This is a genomic window from Xylella fastidiosa (assembly GCF_011801475.1).
Taxonomy (GTDB): Bacteria; Pseudomonadota; Gammaproteobacteria; order Xanthomonadales; family Xanthomonadaceae; genus Xylella; species Xylella fastidiosa.
Window position 1 is genome coordinate 330,701 of sequence record NZ_CP044352.1, and the last position, 20,091, is coordinate 350,791.

Here is a 20,091-nt window from a genome sequence, read left to right on the forward strand (position 1 = left end):
TGATTTCAGGATTCGATAATGACCATGCCGACATCTGGGTTAAACATTGCCGATCTGGCTCCCTTGTTGCCGGAGCTAGTCCTTCTAGCTAGTACCTTTGCATTGTTGATGATCGATCTATTTATCGGTCAAGTGCGGAAGGTTTGGACGCATTTTCTTTCGGTTGCGATTTTGGTTGTTGTGTTGTCCATGTTAGTCGCCGGTGTTGGCGGGCAAGGTGCAGCGTTTCATGGGATGTTTGTGCGTGATAGCGCTGCCGATATGATGAAAGTAGTGATTGTCTTGGTCAGCGCCCTAAGTTTGGTTTACGGGTGGAGTTACTTGCGTGAGCGCAACTTGTTCCAGGGTGAAATTCCAGTGCTCGTGTTGTTTGCCACCTTGGGGATGATGGTCCTGGTGTCTGCGGGTCACTTGCTGATGGTGTACCTGGGGCTTGAGCTGTTGGCGCTTTGTTCCTATGCGTTGGTTGCGGTCAATCGCGATAGCAAAATATCGACTGAGGCAGCGATGAAGTACATCGTGCTTGGTTCGTTGGCCTCTGGTTTGCTGTTATATGGAATGTCTTTGATTTATGGCGCCACTGGCACACTCAGTCTGCCTGGTATCAGCGATGTGATCCATGGTTCATCGGAAAAGACGCTGCTGTTGACGGGTACGGTATTTTTGATTGCCGGAGTAGCTTTTAAACTTGGTGCCGTGCCGTTTCATATGTGGTTGCCCGATGTGTATCAAGGGGCGCCGACACCCATTGTTTTGTTTATCAGTTCGGCGCCAAAGTTGGCAGCATTCGGTATGGCTTATCGACTATTGGAAGTGGGTGTCGGTCCATTGTCCCCGCAGTGGCATTTGATTTTTGGTGGTCTGGCGGCGCTCTCCTTGGTGATTGGCAATCTGATGGCGATTGTGCAGACCAACTTGAAGCGTATGCTGGCTTACTCGACTGTCTCTCATGTCGGTTTTTTGATGATGGGTATGTCTGGTGGCGGTATACGCGGTTATTCCTCGTCCATGTTCTATGTGTTGAGTTACGCAATCATGTCTACCGCTTCGTTTGGAGCGATTATTGCGATGTCAAGTCGCGGTTCCGAGGCTGAGAATATTGACGACTTTAAAGGATTGAGCACGCGTCATCCTTGGATGGCGTGCTTGCTCTTATGTGTCATGGCTTCGTTAGCTGGTATTCCTCCTTTCTTAGGATTTTGGACAAAATTGGCTGTGCTCGGTGCTGCAGTTCAGGGGGCATGCTGTGGTTGGCGATTCTTGGGGTGATCTGTGCGGTGATTGGTGCTTACTATTATCTTCGTGTCATTAAAGTGATGTATTTTGATGAGCCCGTTGGTGAGCCGCTCCCAGTGAATGATGGTCGTGTTCTGAGAGTCATTCTGAGTATTAATGTGTTTGCTCTGTTGGCTTTAGGAATCCTTTGGAACCCGATCATTGATTGGTGCCAGAAGGCATTTGCTCATCTGGTCTGAAGATTCCCAGTCATCACAGTATAGAAAGTCACGCAGCTTTTGCTTGTTTTTAATTTTAATTGGCTTGTTGGAATGGGACGTCGGTGCGTTGTTCTCTCGGAAAAGTGTTGCCTCAGAAAAAATAATTTGAAAGCTGTGATAGATAGGGCTAGGACAGGGTGGAGTCTGTTTTTGATCCTTGGATTGCTTGTTTTAGATGAATTAGTGTTCGATGTCTTCTTTCGATCGATAGCGCGTCAGATTCCCCGTGAAGCGCCAGGTATCACCAATCGTGGCGATTCGCATACCACCTCGTGTTGTGCTCTCTTCCTCGGGCTTGGCTGGCCATCTTTTAATAATGAGGTTCACGTCGCAGTCTCATGTTAGGGATGATGCAAATCTTGGATAGCGATCTTTGTGATTTTTATTTTTCTGGGCGTCCAAGAGGAAGCGCAAGTCTCTCTCATGAAGAAGTGACTTGGGAAGTAGGCTGTTGGAGCATGTAACGGAGCCAGTGAGTACTGCCTTGCAATGCGTTATTTGCAGCTTCCGATCTATATGTTACTGGCGATGATTTCAGCCTTATTGGCTTCATAGAAGCCAGCCGCCGATTCCCTCGAACGTGTGAGGGGATGCCATATAAGCCCGGTAGTAAGGTCGTCAAGATGATAAGTGACTATGTGACTATCGAAGAGAAGAAGTCACCATGCCGCAGGCGGCTTCACTCCATGCGTAAGCCACCGTTAACTGCGTAGTCGGCACCTGTGACGTAGGCAGCTTCATCTGAAACCAGCCAAGCGCATAGCCCAGCGACTTCTTCGGCTTTGCCCAAGCGCCGCATTGGTACTGAGTTGGCGAGACGGTCAAGGACATCTGGGGGGAAACTGCTGATTGCAGCGCTGGCGATATACCCTGGGGAAATTGTATTTACGGTGACGTTGCGGGTAGCGACTTCTTGTGCAAGTGCACGCGTGAAGCCGTGCATTGCGGCTTTTGCAGTGGCATAGTTCACTTGGCCTATTTGACCTTTGTGCGCGCTCACCGAACCAATGTTGACGATACGTCCCCAATTGCGCGCGGTCATGGCGTCAATGACTTGTTTAGTGATATTGAACAGTGAATTGAGGTTGCTACTGATGACACTGTTCCAGTCTTCACGGCCCATTTGCCGGAACAGCATGTCGCGGTTGTTACCGGCGTTATTGACCAAAACGTCAATCTCGCCGACCTCGGCTTTTACCTTGGCAAAGGCGGATACCGTTGAATCCCAATCGGCAGCATTGCCTTCAGAGGCGATGAAGTCGAAGCCAAGTTCACGTTGCTCACGCAGCCAGTTAGCTTTGCGAGGCGAGTTGGGGCCACAGCCAGCCACCACGGTATGGCCGTTGCGTGCCAACTTCTGGCAGATTGCAGTTCCGATACTGCCCATGCCGCTGGTGACGTAGGCGATGCGAAGGGTCATACGAGACTCCTTGTAGAAATTAAAAGTGGGCGTGTGGAGATTAGATGAGAAGTCAAGTTCATGCGGCCAGTGGGTAAATCAAAAACAATAGGCTACTGAGTAATAGCACCATTGAGATTAACACCGCCCATTTGAGGGAAAAACGCTGGTGGTCACCGAAATCTACTTTGGCAAGTCCGACCAGTAGGTAGGTGGAAGGAACGAGTGGACTCAGTAGATGTACCGGTTGCCCAGCCAATGAGGCACGTGCCATTTCTACAGGGGTAATGCCGTAGTGGCTGGCGGCTTCGGATAGGATCGGGAGCACACCGAAATAGAACGCATCGTTGGACATAAAAAAAGTGAAGGGCATGCTGGCGATAGCAGTAATCACCGCCAAGTAGGGCCCCAAGCTGTCTGGTATGAGTGCCAGAAAGCTGCGTGACATCGCGTCGACCATTCCAGTGTTTGACAAGATGCCTGTGAAGATGCCGGCAGCAAAGATCAACGAGACCACTGAAAGAACGTTCCCTGCATGATTAACCACACGACGGCGTTGTTCTGCCAAGTTTGGATAATTAATCAGGAGCGCTAATGCGAAGCCGATCATGAACAGGATGGGCATCGGAAGTATGCCAACGACTAATCCGGCCATCAGGGCGATAGTGAGCGCAAAATTCACCCACAGCAGCTTGGGTCGCTTGATATCTTCGGCATCGCCTTCCATGGTGGGCAGCGCATCTTCATCATCGTGCATTGCGTAACCATTCCAAGCGCCGCTGTTAGGCAATTTGGCCACACCCAGACGTTTGCGTTCCTTCATGCCTAGCCACCATGCCAGCGTCAGAATGCCGATGATGGCGATGCCCATCGCCGGGATGAGGGGGATGAAGACATCGGCTGGATCGACACGTAGCGCGGTCGCCGCGCGTGCGGTTGGGCCGCCCCATGGTGTCAGGTTCATCACTCCGCCGGCCAGGATGGTCACGCAAGTCAGATTCAGTGCGTTTAGGCCCAGACGCTGGTACAGCGGTAGCATTGCCGAGACGGTGATCATGTAGGTTGTCGAACCGTCACCGTCGAGTGAGATCAGTAGCGCCAGGATTGCCGTACCCATAACGATCTTCATCGGATCGCCTTTGACTATCCGCAGAATGCGCCGTACGAGCGGATCGAACAGGCCAGCATCAATCATCACCCCGAAGTAAAGAATGGCGAACATCAGCATCACGCCGGTTGGCGCAATCTTTTTGATCCCTTCAAGCATCATTTCGCTCATGCTGGAGCCGAAGCCGCCAGCCAATGCGAACACAATGGGCACGATGATCAGTGAGACCAGCGGCGAAAGCCGCTTGCTCATTATCAAATACATGAAGGTGATGACCATTCCGAAGCCGAGCGCAGTCAGCATGGAGAGTTTCCTTGGAATGTTGCAGGTGGGAGGCGATAGCATGCCGTTATCGCGCATACGCCGCACCTATTGCGGCGTAGCACTTGGCTGAAAGTCAATATTTCGACGTGTGTGTCGGCGCTGAGGGGCATACTAAAAGTCGTAATGTAAACGCCCGGTCAATGCCCGGGTATGGTCTAAAACGGTGCCGGCCAAACGGTCGCGATTACGGCTGTCGATCAGGTTGAGCATCAGTCTTAGGTTGGGTTTAATGTACCAGTTTACGCCCAGTGTACAGGAGGCGGTGGACGCATTGAGGAAATTGGGTTGGTTGTTGTGGTGTTGGTTGCCCCACATGCGATCGTATCGTAGCGCCAATTCTAATGCGCCACGTGGATTGTGCAGTGTTTTGATGCGTGTGAATCGTCCAGTTTTGCGGTCGTAGGTACGAGATTCACCCGTGACGAACCAACTGACAAAGCCGTAGGCCGATTGCACAGTGGCGCGTTGCATGCCGTCGTTGAATGCACCGCCGATATACTCACTTTGCCATGACAGCGGTCCGCGCACTTGCGCGTATTCCAGTGCCCATCTGTTTACTTTGGTATCGCGTCCGTTGGCGAAATGTGCCAGCGTAATGCCACTGTTGTCGGACAGGTGCCCAGCCGGGAGTGGGCGGATGCTTAAGGCGGTCATGCCGTCGCTGCCGGGATGATCGTAACGCTGGTGTGCCAGCGACAGGCCAAGATGCAGCACGTCGCCCTCTGGTGTGTCTGGCGACCAGGTTCCGCGGCCACCGAGTCCACGCCCGTTGACGTTGGAGAGACTAATGCTGTCCAGGCTGTAGGCGCTGACCCACCAAGTGGTGTTTTGGTGTGTGGCTTTCCATGACACACCCTTGTGGTACTCCGGTGCCAGTGTATTGGCGCCTCCACTGCGTTCCAAGAATTGGCCGTAGTCAGGGCTGGTGCGGTCGTCTAGGCTGAAATGTTGTTTGAACTGTCCGAGGGTCAGCGTGCCGGTGTTGCCAAAGTCGTGTCTGAGATAGACATCTCCCATCTCGATACTTTTTCCTTTGAACTTATCCTGCAAATTTGTGAAATTGCCTTCTATCGTGTAGTCGAAGGCGAAAACCTTACCCGTCACATCAAGCCAGAATCTGCGGATCTCGTTATTGCTGCGATTTGGAGTCCCGCGAGTGTCGTTGTCGAATAGTGCAAAATCCCATTCAAATCGTCCTTCCAGTTTGGCGGTTACATTGCGGTCACTGCGATCGGCCGCCTGAGTGGCCGAGGCGGCTAAGCCTAGCAGTAGGGAAACAAAAATAGTGCGCAGGCGTCGTATCGCCACATACCCTCCCATGTGCTGTGTGGTGTGTGAAACTTGAGCAGAACCTCAGGTGAATACCTTCAGCTTAGGTGGGCAAAGCTGTCATTGACCTGTCAATGACGCCAAGCCACGGACAGACATTGAATATCAAGAGTGAGGTGTCACTGCATTGAGGTACGCACGTTGGTCTTTACGAAGCCCTTGGATTTGATGAGATTCAATGCGCCTATTGTTGATTGAGGACAATGCTGATCTTGCCGATGCGATCATCCGGCGCATGCGGCGTCACGGGCATGCGGTGGATTGGCAGAGCGATGGTCTAGCTGCTGCGGGCGTGTTGCGTTACCAGCGCTTTGACCTGGTGGTGTTGGATATTGGCTTACCCAGTTTGGATGGCTTGCAGTTGCTGAGTGAGTTGCGCCAGCGTGGCGACACGACACCGGTGCTGATACTGACGGCACGTGATGCCATTGAAGATCGTGTGTATACGTTGAATGTTGGTGCCGACGACTACTTGAGCAAACCGTTCGACTTTCGTGAGTTTGAGGCGCGTTGCCGTGTCTTGTTGCGTCGTAACCGTGGTAATGCCAGTGAAGTGGTGCGGATTGGCGGCTTTGAGTTTGATAATGCAGCGCATCGCATCTGTTTGAACGGTGAGCCGATCAAATTACCTAATCGTGAATACCGGCTTCTGGAGATATTGATTGCCCGGTTGGGTCAAATCGTGGGTAAAGACGAGATTGGCAACAGCTTGTTCAATTTTGATGACAATGCCGGGCCGAATGCGATTGAACTTTATGTGGCACGGTTGCGTAGGAAATTGGAAGCGGCGCCACTGCGTATCGTGACTGTGCGTCGTGCAGGCTATCTCCTCGAACCGATCGTTGAGGCTAGGGGCCATGAAGCGTGCGATTAACGGTGGTTCGATCCGCCGTACCTTGTGGTTGTATCTCGGCGCATTCTCGATGATGAGCACCGTGTTCCTGTTCTTTGCCGCGCGTGACTACGGGCAGCGTGCTGCTGACGGTTCTTATGACCATTTGTTGGTGTCCTCTGCGTTATCGATCTTGGGCAGCGTCTCGCTGGTCGATGGACAGTGGCAGGTGGATCTGCCTTATGTGGCGTTGGACGTATTGGCGATGGCACCTGAAGACCGGGTTTTTTATCGTGTTTACGATGTACACGGCCACATTATGACCGGGTATGGTGACCTACCGTCACCACCGCGTGTGCCGTTGCCTGGGGAGGCACCCTTGCTGTTCGATGCTGACTACAGCGGTGAGCTGGTGCGGTTCGTCGCGGTGGCAAGGACGCTTGCTTCAGTGGCAACACTGACTGAGGTGTATGTGCAAGTTGGTCAGACCCGGCAGGCACGTGATGCGTTGGCGCATGAAATGGTGGTGAACGCGTTGTTGGTGATTGCTGTCTTGACGCTGTTGTCACTGCCCTTGGTTGCGTTGGGTGTATATCGCGCGTTGTGGCCGTTGCGTCGGATTGAGCGTGATTTAGCGCAGCGCCAACCCTGGGATCTAAAGCCGTTGACGACTGCGCCGCCGCAAGAAATGGCGCAGATGGTCGGTGCACTGAACCACTTTATGGAGCGGCTGTCCAACAGTAATGAAACGTTACGTGCGTTTATGGGGGAAGCCGCGCATCAGATGCGTACCCCACTGGCTGCATTGCGTGCTCAGGCGCAGCTTGCATTGGAGGAAGGGGATGCGTTCCAGTTGCGTTGCAGTTTGACGGCGATTGAGCGTAATGCAAGCCACATGAGTCGCTTGCTTAACCAGTTGCTGAGTGATGCCAGTGCGATTCATCGTACCCAGATACAGCACTTTGAGGAGGTGAATCTGCTCGAGTTGATCCACCAGGCCGTGTCTGAAGTCGTGCCATATAGGGAGGAGATGCTATGTGTGCAGTGGACGAATGATCCGCATCCAGCATGGATACGTGGTGATGCCTTGTTGCTGCGCGAAGCACTGAAAAATTTGGTCGACAATGCCTGCAAATACGGGGGTGGCAGCTTGCAGTTGACATTGACCAGTGACGCACATGAGTGTGTCTTGACATTGGCCGATCAAGGTCCGGGGATTGCTCCTAGTGAGGCTGAGCGTGTGTTTGAGCGTTTTGTGCGTGGCGTGCATGCATCCCCAGGGGGGGCGGGTCTGGGATTGGCGATTGTGAAACGGATCATTGATAACCATCGTGGCCGTATCGATCTATCTAATCGCATTGGTGGCGGCCTGATGATCACCCTAGGTTTTCCTCGGTGACCCGCATCATGATCCGTGTTGCCGTTTTGCTGCTGTTATTGACCTGCCATTTTATGGTGTGGGCACATCCTGGTGAGATACGGCATTTTTCAACCAAAGGCCCGGTGACCGCACAACTGCGCATTCAAGGGGCTAACGATGTGGAGAGGTTTGCCGTGGTCATTGCTGATTATCAGCGCCTGCATCCTGGAAGCGAAGTGATCTATGAGGAGCAGATTGCATCGCAGATCTATCACCGTTATCTGCATCCGGCATCAAGTCAGCCACCACCGGATCTGTTGATCAGCGCGAGTATGGATTTACAGATCAAGCTGGCAAATGACGGCCACGCATTGGCCTATCGTTCGTCGCGAACCAGGGCACTGCCGACCTGGGCGCAGTGGCGTTATGAGGTGTTCGGGATCGGTTATGAACCAGCGGTCATCGTCTACAACACCCGGCGGCTGCCGTCGCCGCAGGTGCCACGCACCCGCCACCAATTGCTTGCGTTGCTGCGCGCCCCTGAGGCGCCATTGCGTGGTCAGATTGGAACCTATGATGTGGAGCGCAGTGCGGTGGGTTATCTATTGAGCACTCAGGATGCGCAGCTCGGCAGCATTGCTGGCGCGTTGTGGGAGGCGATGGGGGAGGAACGAGTGCAGTTGGAAGCAGGGACAGGGGCGTTGTTGGAGCGTGTCGCCAGCGGCGAATTGCTATTGGCCTATAACGTCCTTGGTTCGTATGCGCAGGCGCGCGTGGATGCTGGTGTGCCTCTTGGTATCGTGCAGCCTGAGGATTACACCCTGCTGGCATTGCGTACCGCTGTGATCCCGCGTGGTGGCGTGCATGTGTCTGAGGCGCAGCGTTTCCTTGATTATTTGTTGTCAGAGCGCGGCCAACGGGTCCTGTCGCATGAAGTACGGCTGATGCCGGTGTTACCGGGGAGTGATCGTATTGTGTCCATGTTCCGTCCCATTGCACTTGGACCAGGGCTGCTGGTGTATCTGGATACGTTGAAGCGTCGTCAATTTTTGTATACGTGGCGCAGTAGCATGTTGCCGCCCCGTTGAGTGCTCAGTGTATGAGGGTACGAGGTGGCGTGTGTATTGCGCTTTAGTCAGGTGCTGGCCGCTCATGGCATTGATCGTGGGACGCATACGTCAGTGGGATCGTGCATTGGGATCGCATGTGTCCATTAGAGATTCTGGCGTCATGCAGGCGCGCGCGCAGCGTGATATGGCTCCCCAGCGTTGCGTTGGCGGGTTTGTCTGTTGCTGTCTTGCGGTGCTAATCAGTGCTTATGGATTTGTGTCATTGCTGTGTTGTCGCTGTATCCGCAAGCATGCTTCATTGCGGTGTGCTGTCTTGTGGGATGGTGCGGTATACCTGTGTTAGTCGTGTTGCTGTGAGGTGGGGCATCATGGGTTTTGGGGGGTGATGCAGGTCGTTGTATTGATCATTAGAAATAGGTGGTTGCGAGCATGCAGCGGAGCGTTGTTGAGGTCATGAGGGTTGTGTCGTGCGAGGGCGTTAATGAAGTGTCTCTTCTCTTAACTGCTGGATGCTGCTGTTGGATTGGGCTGCTGTGCATGTGGTCATCGTGCCAGACTGCACACATGAGTGAGATGCTGATCCTGGTGGCCGATGACCATCCACTATTTCGCAATGCGGTGATTCAAGTGCTGCGCGAAAATTTTCAGGATGCCCAGGTGCTGGATGCTTCCAGTGCCGCGACGCTCAGGTCGGCATTGCAGGCATATCCACAAACGGAATTGGTGTTGTTGGATTTGGCAATGCCAGGCGCGCGAGGTTTTTCGGCGTTATTGCATGTGCGTGGTGAGCACCCGGATATCCCTGTGGTGGTGATTTCTTCTAATGATCACCCACGGGTGATCCGTCGTGCGCAGCAATTCGGTGCTGCTGGTTTTATTCCCAAGTCCTCACCACCGGAGACGATAACGGAAGTGGTTGCTGCAGTGTTGGATGGCTGCACCTGGTTCCCACCGATGTTGGTGGAGTGTTCTGAAGCCGATACCCAGTTAGCCGTTAAATTGGCTCGACTGACTCCACAACAATTCCGTGTGTTGTTGTGCTTGGCTGATGGCCTGTTAAATAAACAAATTGCGTATGAATTGGGTTTGGCGGAAAACACCGTCAAGGTGCATGTAACAGCCATTTTGAAAAAATTGGAGTGCTATAGCCGTACCCAGGCAGCGGTATTGGTGAAGTCGCTTGAGCCTGAAGCCTAGACACGGCTTTATAAACGCGGCTGGTGAAGGATGTTCTGTGTTGTGTTCAGTCTTGGCGTAGCAGTGTTTGTGTCATCAGTGCACGTAATGCCGGTGGCCGTATAGGTTTTCCCAGGAAGCCCCAGCCTCGATTCAATGCCCGGTCGCGTAGGGTTGGATCTTCTTCGGAGGTCATCAGGATCACGCGTGGTGTGTGTCCCCAGTGTGTCATCAGCAATGGTATTAGAGGGGTGTCGCCGTGTTCATCGATACTGGTGTCCATCAGGATCAGTTCGGGCGGTGGTGCAGTGGCGGCGGTGATGAGTGCTTCGTCCAGACTCCCGGTAAAGCCAACCGCACAGTGCCAGCGTTCCAGCAGGGTGTGGATGATTTGGCAGACGCTCGGGTCGTTGTCTATACACCAGACCTGGCAGCCATGCAGCATCGGGTCATCATCCAGCTCGCGGGTGGGCATTGGTGTCCGTGTGAATACGGGGTGGGTTGTTGTGATCTGCTCCAGTGGTACGCTGACTGAAAACGTGCTGCCATGTCCAAGTGTGGAGCGTAGTCCGATAGGGTGGTTGAGCAGGCGTCCGATGCGTTCGACGATGGCCAATCCAAGGCCGGCACCGCGGTCGTTGACTACGCCGTCATCAAGGCGTCGAAATTCCTCGAAGATTTCGCTTTGCAAGCTTTCGGGAATGCCCGGTCCTTGGTCATGTACTTCGATGCGTAACCAGTTGCCATGTCGCCGGCAGCCTATCAGCACGCGTCCGCGCGGGGTGTAGCGGATTGCGTTAGAAAGGAAATTCTGCAAAATCCGCCGAAGTAATGTTTCGTCGCTGTATACGATGGCATGGCTTGGTACCCATTTGAGGGAGATTCCGCGACTTTGCGCAAGGATGCCAAATTCACCTGCCAGCGTTTCTAGCAGTGTTCCCAGTGCAAAGTGATGCACTTGCGTTTTTAAGGTACCTGATTCAAGCCGCGAGATGTCCAGTAGACTGCTGAGGATGGCATCTTCTGCGATCAGCGCCCCATCAATGTTGTTGGCGATGCGCAGTGCATCTGTGTCGTGCAATTGTTTGCGCAACATTGCTACAAACATGCGTGCTGCATTGAGTGGTTGCAGTAGATCGTGTACTGCTGAGGCGATGAAACGGGTTTTATAACGATTGGCATTCTCGGCTTCAAGGCGTGCTTGGTCCAGGTCGCGAGTGCGCTCGGCGACACGGTGTTCGAGTGTGTCGGCGAGTAAACGTAGTTCGCGTGTGGCGTTTTTGTAGCTGGTGATGTCGGTGTAGCTGGTGACGAAGCCACCCTCTGGCAGGGAATTTCCGCGAATTTCCAGTACTGTGCCGTCTTCTTTCTCGCTTTCACGGATGTGTGCCTTGCCGCTGCGCAGGTGGTTGAGGCGGCGTTGGATTGCCTCTTCAATGGGGCCATCACCAAGGAGGCCACGCTCTGCGTTGTAACGGAATAAATCTTCGATCGGTTGGCCGACTTGCATCAGTTCCGGGGGGAAGTGGAAGAGTTCGACGTAACGTGTATTCCAAGCAGCTAGACGCAGTTCGGCGTCGATAATCACCACCCCTTGCGGTAAGTGTTCCAGACTGCAATGAAGGGTGGTATTGCTGTCTTGGGTGGTTTGTAGGATCGCGCTTTGTACGGTAGGTGGTGTTTGGCTCTGTTGTTTCAGTGGCATGTTTTGTTTATGTCTGTTGCTCTAGCACAGCATGGCCAGGCAATGTTGCTGCTGAATGAACATTGCTCGTCCTCTGTGTCAGCCAAATGTGGTTGGTGCTGAGTGCTGGGGGATGCCTGGTGCGATGCTCGTATGGGTGGTGTGCAGCAAATGAATGTGTCAGCGGCTGTTGAGTATGGCAAGGGGGGGCGACAGCCGTTGTGTGTGGCAATACCTGATCCTCTCCCTGGGGTAGTAGGTGAGTGTTGCTGAAGACCGATGTTAGGGCGGCGGCTGTCTATGTTCAGTACGTGCTGTGTAAGTGGGGACGGAAGTGTCGATTGCTGTCAGCTTCATGCTGCCGTGGTCAATGGTGTCATGGTTGAGGTATGGGGAGTGTGTTGGGTGCGTTCCAGTGTCGGGCTGTTTGTCTGTCTCTGGATGGTTTTGATTCTTCTATTCGCTGAGCGGTGTCCCGTTGCTCCTCCTCCAGCCAATGCGATGATGTTCTCCAGGCAGTGGTTGTGAATGGTTGCAGTGGTGGTATGTACAGCATGTGTGAGTGCCGTAGGTTGCATCGTTTGTATCGGGTGCGCTGACTGGACGATATGACCTGTTGCGGTCATATCGTTTCTCATGATGATCGAAAATAGCAGCGGCACGCGTCCAGTGCCGCTGTCATGATGATTTAGGGTTGGTACCTGGAAATGTGCCAAATGCTACATCATGTGCTGTTACCACGTGATGTGGCTCATGGTTCAAAAATGAACTTGGGCGCGTAGCTCGACAATATCCGGTGTGGTACGTGTGCCAAGGCGAGTAGCGTTGACTTTGACGTAGTTTGCTTGGAATTTGAAGTAGTTGGTGAGGTACCAGTTGGCGCCGACAGTCCAGTCGTGTTGACGCCCGCCGAGGATGCTGCCGTTATCCAGGTTGAGGCGGCTGTAGCGGGCCAGTAATTCGACTGCGCCGTAGTCGTGCATGGGAGTGACATTGCCAACGGTGCCGGCTGTGTAAGGCCGGGATTCGCCAGTCAGTATCCAACTGCCGTAGATGTACTGGCCGTTGCCGTTGTAAGTGGGTAGGCCGTTATTACGTGTCACTTTGATATGCAGTGCTTCGCTCTGTACCAGGAGTGGGCCGTGGATCCATAGTTGTTCCAAGCCGTTGCGTTGGATTTTGTCAACGTCAACCAGGGTGCCCGAGTCGATGAGGCGCACGTCGGTCAGTCCGCTTTCTGGACGGGCGCGTACCCGGGTGCGTGGGCTGAAGGATACGTTTGAGCCGTTATGGTAGCCGCGTGGGTTTTCCTGTGAATAGGACACGCCCAAGTGCAGTACGTCGCCAGTGCTCTTGAACGGAGTCCATATTGCACGGATGGCTTGGGTGGTGCCCGGGTTGTCGCCTTGTAGATCTTTTCCGCCGTAGGCACCGGTTTGCAGCAGGTACTGTGGACGTTCCAGCACCCATTCCACGCCGGTACGGCGCCCTTCATAGATGGATTGCACCGGCAGTGCAGTTTCCATGAAGCTTCCAGCGCGTGAGCTGGCGAGTGCTTCCATACCCACTGGGGTTTTCATGTAGCCTAGGCGGATACGACCGTAATCCTGGTCAAAGAGTGCTTTTGTTTCAAAGCGGAAGAAAACGTCAAGCCACAGTTTGGATTGGAAGTCAAAGGCAACAGCGGCGTCATAGACATCCTTCTTTTTAATTGAGATACCCAATTCTTTGCGGCGCATAAAATTTCTGTCTTTAAGACGATCATCACCAGAGAAGTTGTTGTAGTCGTAAGCAAAGTTTCCGGTTAACGAAGCCTCTGTTGCGTTGCCAAAGGTATATTGCAATGGCCAGTGGTTAAAGTCGCCAGCGACGGCAGCGGAAGCGGTGCTTGTTAGGCATAGAGTGAAAAGAAACTTGATGGGGCGCATAGCGGTTCTCTGAACTTCAGATTAATGTATGGGGTTGTTGTTGCCGAGGCATTCCATAGGAGGCAAGTGCATTTCTGGGACGGGCTTTTACAGGTGCGACGGTGTTTTCAAGCGCCTTAACGGAATTTGAGCAAATAGTAAAAGAATTCACAAGGACTTAATCTTAAGCTCCGGGTGTCAATCTTTACGGAGGTTAGTACCAATAGGTTATCTGTATGATTACGTCTTCGTTCGAGAATTGCATCATTTGAAGCCCGCGCTATGCGGTTCCGTTTTGTCTACCGGAGTTTGTTTCATGCATCCCAGCTCTCGGGCCAATGGGCCTGCCCCGCATAAACCTTATAATCCTTTTTATTTACAGTTGTATTTCTGGGTGATCATCGCGATTATCCTGGGGGCGCTGTTAGGCCATTGTTATCCTGCTGTGGGTCAGCAACTCAAGCCGTTGGGGGATGCCTTTATCAAGCTGGTGAAGATGATTATCTCGCCAGTGATTTTTCTGACAATCGTGACAGGGATCGCTAGCGTTGCGCATGTGGGGACGGTGGCTCGCGTATTTGGTAAGGCGATGGTGTATTTCCTTTTCTTTTCCACGCTAGCCTTGCTGCTGGGTTTGGTCGTTGCTCATGTGGTGCATCCAGGTGCGGGCATGAACATTAATCCAGTAGATCTCCATCAGGGGGAGATCGCAAATTATGTGGAGAAATCACACGATTTGACGTTGGTTGGCTTTTTGATGGACATCATCCCGAAGACACTGTTGAGTCCGTTTGTTGGGGACAATATTTTGCAGGTGTTGTTTGTGGCAGTGTTGTTCGGTATTGCGTTGGCGCTTGCTGGGGAACGTGGTAAGCCTGTGCTCAATTTACTGGATGCGTTGACCGTACCAGTATTCAAGCTTGTCCAGATGTTGATGAAAATGGCTCCTATCGGTGCATTCGGAGCGATTGCGTTCACGATTGGTAAGTATGGAGTTGATTCATTGGTGAATTTGGGGGGGTTGGTTGGCTCGTTCTATCTCACTTCGCTGTTGTTTGTGTTGGTGATTTTGGGTGCCGTGAGTTGGTTGTGTGGTTTTTCAATATTAAAACTGATTCGCTATTTGAAGGCGGAGCTGTTGCTGGTGTTGGGGACTTCGTCTTCGGAGTCGGCGTTGCCGTCGCTAATGGAAAAGATGGTGCAGGCGGGGTGTGGAAAGTCCGTGGTTGGACTGGTTGTGCCCACTGGTTACTCTTTTAATCTGGATGGCACCAATATTTATATGACGTTAGCGGCGTTGTTTATTGCTCAGGCAACCAACACGGAGCTGACGCCAGCGCATCAGCTTGCTTTGTTTTTGGTGGCGATGTTGAGTTCTAAAGGGGCAGCCGGTGTGTCCGGTGCTGGTTTTATTACTTTGGCAGCAACGTTGGCGGTGGTGCCGGAAGTGCCGATTGCGGGCATGGCACTAATCTTGGGTGTAGATCGCTTTATGAGTGAGTGCCGCTCACTGACCAATTTTATTGGCAATGCAGTGGCTACGCTGGTAGTTTCGCGTTGGGAGAATGCGTTGAACTATGAGCAGCTCAAAATTGCACTGGATGGCAGTGAAGCTGCATACCAGTCACTACATGCCAATGATGCTGAGCCGTCTGTGTCGCGTTGAGTCTTTAGTTAGTCATCGCAGTGCGTGTTGCTGCGATGGTGGTGTTATACGCTTTGGGGTTTGTGGTGCCGTATTTAGCATCGGCTGTCACTGTTGCGTGACAGGTCTCGTCATTGGTATGTAGTTAGAGTGGGCTCTTCCTACGCCTATTTAGGTATTCAAGCGCGATGTCAAACGATACATTTAAACAGGCGGCGATTGATTATCACCGCACGCAGCCAGCCGGTAAGATCAAGGTGGTCGCAACCAAGCCAATGCTGACGCAGCGTGATTTGTCGTTGGCGTATTCCCCAGGTGTGGCGTTTGCTTGCCAAGCGATTGTCGAAAATCCTCAGCAGGCAAGTGAGCTCACGGCGCGCGGTAACTTGGTTGCGGTGATTTCCAACGGCACTGCGGTGTTGGGTTTGGGGAACATTGGTCCACTGGCGGGTAAGCCGGTGATGGAAGGCAAGGGCGTGCTGTTTCAGAAGTTCGCTGGCATTGATGTGTTTGATATCGAGATTGACGAGTCTGACCCGGATAAGTTGGTAGACATTATTGCCAGTCTGGAGCCGACTTTCGGTGGTGTGAACTTAGAGGACATCAAAGCCCCGGAATGTTTCATCGTCGAGCGTAAGTTGCGTGAGCGGATGAGTATTCCGGTCTTTCACGATGATCAGCACGGTACTGCGATCATTGTCGGTGCGGCTGTGCTTAACGCGATGGTCATCACTGGAAAGAAGATCGGAGAGGTGAAGTTGGCAACCACCGGCATGGGAGCGGCGGGTGTCTCCTGCGTCAATATGCTGGTTTCGCTGGGGTTGAACCCGGATAACATTCTGGCTTATGACCGGGAGGGGGTGATCCATACTGGCCGTACCGATTTGGATCCGGAGAAGCAGCGTTATGCACGGGATACGGATAAGCGCACTTTGGCGGAGATTGTGGAGGGTGCGGATATTTTTCTTGGGCTTTCTGCTGCTGGCATCTTGACGCCAGAGATGGTGGCGACGATGGCGCCTGACCCAGTGATCTTTGCCTTGGCCAATCCCATTCCGGAGATCATGCCTGAGGCGGTATGTGCGGTGCGTACGGATGCCATTATTGGAACTGGGCGTTCGGATTATCCAAATCAAATCAACAATGTTTTGTGTTTTCCCTACTTGTTCCGTGGTGCGTTGGATGTGGGTGCGACCACGATCAATGAGGAGATGAAGATTGCTTGCGTTAAGGCGATTGCTGCGTTAGCACGGTGTGAGGCTTCCGATCTGGGCGCTGCTTACGGTGGTGAGACGCCAAGTTTTGGCCGGGAGTATTTGATTCCGCGTCCGCTTGACCCACGTTTATTAGTGGAACTGTCTTCGGCGGTGGCGCAGGCGGCGATGGATTCTGGGGTGGCGACCCGCCCGATTACGGATATGAGCGCCTACCATGACAAGTTGAGCCAATTTGTTTACCGCACCAGCTTGATGATGAAGCCGGTTTACGATCGTGCGCGTGCTGATAAGCAGCGGGTGGTGTATGCCGAGGGTGAGGAAGAGGTGATTCTGCGTGCGGTGCAGAATGTGATTGACGAAGGGTTGGCGTTCCCGATTCTGATTGGTCGTCCGGATGTGATCGAAAGCAGGATTCAGCGCATGGGGCTGCGCATGAAGGTTGGTGTCGATTTCGAGGTGACCAATATCCACGATGATCCTCGCTTCAACGATTATTGGCAGTACTACCATGGGGTGACGGAGCGTCGTGGGGTGACGGTCAGTGCGGCGAAGGAGTTAATGCGTTCGCGTCCTACTCTGATTGCCTCGGTGATGGTTGCACGTGGTGAGGCCGATGCGTTGTTGACTGGAGCCGTCGGTCGTTTCCATAAGAGGCTCGGTTATGCGCGCAGTGTGATCCCTCTGGAACCTCGGGTGAGTTCAACGGCGGCGATGACAGGCGTGATTAACCAACATGGTGCGTTTTTCTTTGTGGATACCCATGTGCAGGAAGATCCGAGCGCCGAGCAGATTACCGAGGCCACGTTGCAGGCGTGTTACCGCTTGAGGTTGTTTGGCATTGAGCCGAGTGTGGCGTTACTGTCGCACAGTAATTTTGGTAGTCACGATTCGCGTGATGCATTGAAGATGCGCCAGGTGCGTGAGCTGCTGCTCAAGCGTAGCCCCAGGTTGAATATTGATGGGGAGATGCAGGCGGATACAGCGTGGGATGAGGTGCTGCGCGAGCGCATTATGCCCAATACAACGTTGAAAGGTCGGGCTAATCTGTTTGTGTTTCCAAATTTGGAGGCGGCCAATATTGCTTACAACTTGGTGCGTGTGTTTACCGATGGTGTGGCGATTGGCCCGATTTTGATGGGTATTTCCAAGGCAGTGCATATTTTGACGAGTAGCACCACGTCACGGCGCGTGATGAATATGACGGCAATCGCTGCGGTGGATGCGCAGATTCGCAAGCAGTTTGAAGGTGGAAAGCGCGGTGGATAAATGAAAGAACGTAGGGTGTGATGCAGCGTGCTGAGGCATTGATGTTTTTTTGAGTGTATTTGAGGAACGTTTTTGTTCCTCCACTTGGCAGCGTTTGCTTGAGATTAGCGGATCTAAATAAGGTTTCGTGTGTAGCGCCTGAAGGACAATGCCCCTGAACATTCAGGGGCATTGTTGGTGTGTTGCTGCGGGCGTGTTGCTGTGCTGCCCATTGCATCCAGTTGTTTTTTAGGCCGATAGTTCCAGTAGGAGTTTGTTGAGGCGGCGCACGTAGTTGGCCGGGTCTTTCAAACTGTCTCCGGCAGCGAGTGCGGCTTGATCGAACAGGATGTGGCTCAAGTCCGCAAAACGGTCCATGTCTTGTTCGGCGTCCAGTTTCTCGATGAGTGGGTGGCTTGGGTTGAATTCGAAGACGGGTTTTGTTTCTGGAACTTTCTGGCCGCTAGCTTCGAGTAACTGACGCATTTGCAGGCCGAGATCGCCTTCGCCGATGGCGAGTACTGCGGGTGAATCGGTCAGGCGATGTGAGACGCGCACTTCGGCAACATCTTCTCCCAGTGTGGCTTTGATCCGGCTGGCTAATGCTTCTTTGGTTTTTGCGATTTCCTCTTGTGCTTTTTTGTCTGCTTCGCTGTCGAGGTTTCCGAGGTCCAGATCGCCGCGTGCAATGTCGACAAAGGATTTGCCGTCGAATTCATGTAAGTAGTTCATCAACCACTCGTCAATGCGGTCTACCAGTAGCAGTACTTCAATGCCTTTTTTACGGAATACTTCCAGGTATGGGCTGTCCTTGATTTGTGCGTAGGATTCTCCGGTCAGGTAGTAGAGCTTGTCCTGACCTTCTTTCATGCGTGCGATGTAATCGGTGAGTGCGACGGAGGGATCACCGGAGGTGTCGTAGGTTGAGGCAAAGCGCAGCAGGCTGGCGACTTTCTCGCGGTTGCTGTAATCCTCGGCGGGTCCTTCTTTCAGTACCTGGCCAAAGTTTTTCCAGAAGGTTTTGTAATCTTCTGGGGCGTCTTTGGCGAGTTTTTCAAGCATGTCCAGGGCGCGTTTGCTCAGTGCGGCTTTCATGGAGTCCACGACTGGGCCAGATTGGAGGATCTCGCGGGAGACGTTCAGCGAGAGGTCGGCAGAGTCAACAACGCCCTTGATGAAACGCAGGTAGAGCGGCAGGAACTGTTCCGCTTGATCCATGATGAAAACACGTTGTACATACAGTTTCAGTCCCTTGGCAGCATTGCGGTGGTACAGGTCAAATGGTGCGCGTGTTGGGACATAGAGTAAGGAGGTGTATTCCAGCTTGCCTTCGACCTTGTTATGGCTCCAGGCGAGCGGGTTGGTCATATCGTGTGAGATGTGTTTATAGAATTCCTGGTATTCCTCATCCTTAATGTCGTTTTTGGGGCGTGTCCATAGGGCGCTGGCTTTGTTGACGGCTTCCCACTCGGCTTCTTTGGGGGTGTCTTTTTCTTCCTCCTTGCCGTGGTGTTCCTTGAGCATTTCAATGGGGAGGCCGATGTGGTCGGAATATTTTTTCAGGGTGCTGCGTAGGGTCCATCCTTCTGCAAAGTGTTGTTCATTTTCTTTCAGGTGGAGCACGACGCGGGTACCGCGTTGCGGTTTATCAATGGTGGCCACTTCAAAGTTGCCTTCACCTTTGCTCGACCAGTGTACGCCCTCGGCTGCTGTCAGTCCGGCGCGGCGGCTGTAGACGTCGACGTGGTCGGCGACAATAAAGGCACTGTAGAAGCCGACACCGAATTGGCCAATGAGGTTGGCGTCTTTGCGTTGATCGCCAGACAGTGTTTTGAGGAAATCCGCGGTGCCTGACTTGGCAATCGTGCCCAGGTGTGCAATGGCCTCATCACGACTCATACCAATGCCGTTGTCATCAATGGTGATGGTGTGTGCTTGTTTATCAAACTCAACGCGGATGCGCAGGTTGGGATCTTCTTCCAGTAATGAGGGGGCGCTCAATGCCTCAAAGCGCAGTTTGTCCGCAGCATCGGCAGCATTGGAGATTAATTCGCGTAGGAAAATCTCCTTGTTTGAGTACAGGGAGTGGATCATCAGTTGCAGTAACTGTTTGACTTCCGTTTGGAAGCCGTGGGTCTGTTTGTCTGCTTCGAGGGTCATCGTTGTTAAGCTCCATAAAAGGTGTGCCGCATTCGATGCGGGGATGGCGAGGGGGTATGGGTCGTCGGTGATGCTTTCAAGGCTTCTGGTCAGTCGGGAGGTATCATTGGGTTTCTTTTTTGGTGTCTGGCGGTCGATG

General features: G+C 52.9%; 12 protein-coding genes and 2 pseudogenes. 7 read left to right on the forward strand and 7 right to left on the reverse strand.

The features are described 5' to 3' along the window. Positions 1-18 precede the first annotated feature (18 nt). Positions 19-1,475: pseudogene (gene nuoN / locus F7G16_RS01355) on the forward strand (NADH-quinone oxidoreductase subunit NuoN). A gap of 700 nt (positions 1,476-2,175) precedes the next feature. On the opposite strand, the gene phbB reads toward nuoN, so the two are convergent. The 3 genes from phbB to F7G16_RS01370 form a co-directional block, all read right to left on the reverse strand. Further along, on the reverse strand, positions 2,176-2,916 hold the full coding sequence (gene phbB / locus F7G16_RS01360; protein WP_004085289.1) for an acetoacetyl-CoA reductase: 741 nt from the start codon (positions 2,914-2,916) through the stop codon (positions 2,176-2,178). Between the two features lie 58 nt (positions 2,917-2,974). Then, the gene (locus tag F7G16_RS01365) at positions 2,975-4,306 is read right to left on the reverse strand and encodes a CitMHS family transporter (RefSeq protein WP_004087924.1); all 1,332 of its coding nucleotides are present in this window, start codon (positions 4,304-4,306) and stop codon (positions 2,975-2,977) included. A 132-nt stretch (positions 4,307-4,438) separates the two neighbouring features. Continuing rightward, positions 4,439-5,635 (reverse strand): OprO/OprP family phosphate-selective porin, encoded by a 1,197-nt coding sequence (locus F7G16_RS01370; RefSeq protein ID WP_011097568.1) that lies wholly within the window; start codon positions 5,633-5,635, stop codon positions 4,439-4,441. A gap of 199 nt (positions 5,636-5,834) precedes the next feature. Between F7G16_RS01370 and F7G16_RS01375 the strand changes: the two genes are divergently transcribed. The 4 genes from F7G16_RS01375 to F7G16_RS01395 all read left to right on the forward strand — a co-directional run bounded on the left by F7G16_RS01375 (position 5,835) and on the right by F7G16_RS01395 (position 10,115). Continuing rightward, a complete protein-coding gene (locus tag F7G16_RS01375) occupies positions 5,835-6,530 on the forward strand; it encodes a response regulator transcription factor (protein WP_004087922.1) in 696 nt (231 codons plus the stop codon). Beyond that, positions 6,514-7,887: a sensor histidine kinase gene (locus tag F7G16_RS01380; RefSeq protein WP_004087921.1), complete on the forward strand. Its 1,374-nt coding sequence runs from the start codon at positions 6,514-6,516 to the stop codon at positions 7,885-7,887. The genes F7G16_RS01375 and F7G16_RS01380 overlap by 17 nt, the downstream gene beginning before the upstream one ends. Before the next feature lie 8 nt (positions 7,888-7,895). Continuing rightward, a complete protein-coding gene (locus F7G16_RS01385; RefSeq protein WP_004087920.1) occupies positions 7,896-8,936 on the forward strand; it encodes an ABC transporter substrate-binding protein in 1,041 nt (346 codons plus the stop codon). 546 nt (positions 8,937-9,482) lie between these two features. Further along, positions 9,483-10,115 (forward strand): response regulator, encoded by a 633-nt coding sequence (locus F7G16_RS01395; RefSeq protein WP_011097569.1) that lies wholly within the window; start codon positions 9,483-9,485, stop codon positions 10,113-10,115. Between the two features lie 46 nt (positions 10,116-10,161). Here F7G16_RS01395 and F7G16_RS01400 read toward each other — a convergent pair. The 3 genes and pseudogenes from F7G16_RS01400 to F7G16_RS01410 form a co-directional block, all read right to left on the reverse strand. Continuing rightward, positions 10,162-11,955, reverse strand: a pseudogene (locus F7G16_RS01400) (hybrid sensor histidine kinase/response regulator); the annotation flags it as partial. A gap of 176 nt (positions 11,956-12,131) precedes the next feature. Then, positions 12,132-12,404 (reverse strand): hypothetical protein, encoded by a 273-nt coding sequence (locus tag F7G16_RS01405; protein ID WP_225621642.1) that lies wholly within the window; start codon positions 12,402-12,404, stop codon positions 12,132-12,134. Positions 12,405-12,536: 132 nt separating this feature from the next. Further along, positions 12,537-13,706 (reverse strand): OprO/OprP family phosphate-selective porin, encoded by a 1,170-nt coding sequence (locus F7G16_RS01410; protein ID WP_004087915.1) that lies wholly within the window; start codon positions 13,704-13,706, stop codon positions 12,537-12,539. Positions 13,707-14,001: 295 nt separating this feature from the next. Here F7G16_RS01410 and F7G16_RS01415 point away from each other — a divergent pair, with 295 nt between their 5' ends. After that, complete coding sequence (locus F7G16_RS01415; RefSeq protein WP_004087914.1) at positions 14,002-15,351, forward strand: dicarboxylate/amino acid:cation symporter; 1,350 nt, start codon at positions 14,002-14,004, stop codon at positions 15,349-15,351. Between the two features lie 167 nt (positions 15,352-15,518). Beyond that, on the forward strand, positions 15,519-17,813 hold the full coding sequence (locus tag F7G16_RS01420) for an NADP-dependent malic enzyme (protein WP_027700407.1): 2,295 nt from the start codon (positions 15,519-15,521) through the stop codon (positions 17,811-17,813). A 228-nt stretch (positions 17,814-18,041) separates the two neighbouring features. Here F7G16_RS01420 and htpG read toward each other — a convergent pair whose 3' ends face one another. Next, entirely contained in the window at positions 18,042-19,952 is a 1,911-nt protein-coding gene (gene htpG / locus F7G16_RS01425) for a molecular chaperone HtpG (protein WP_012337609.1), read from the reverse strand. Positions 19,953-20,091: the final 139 nt, after the last annotated feature.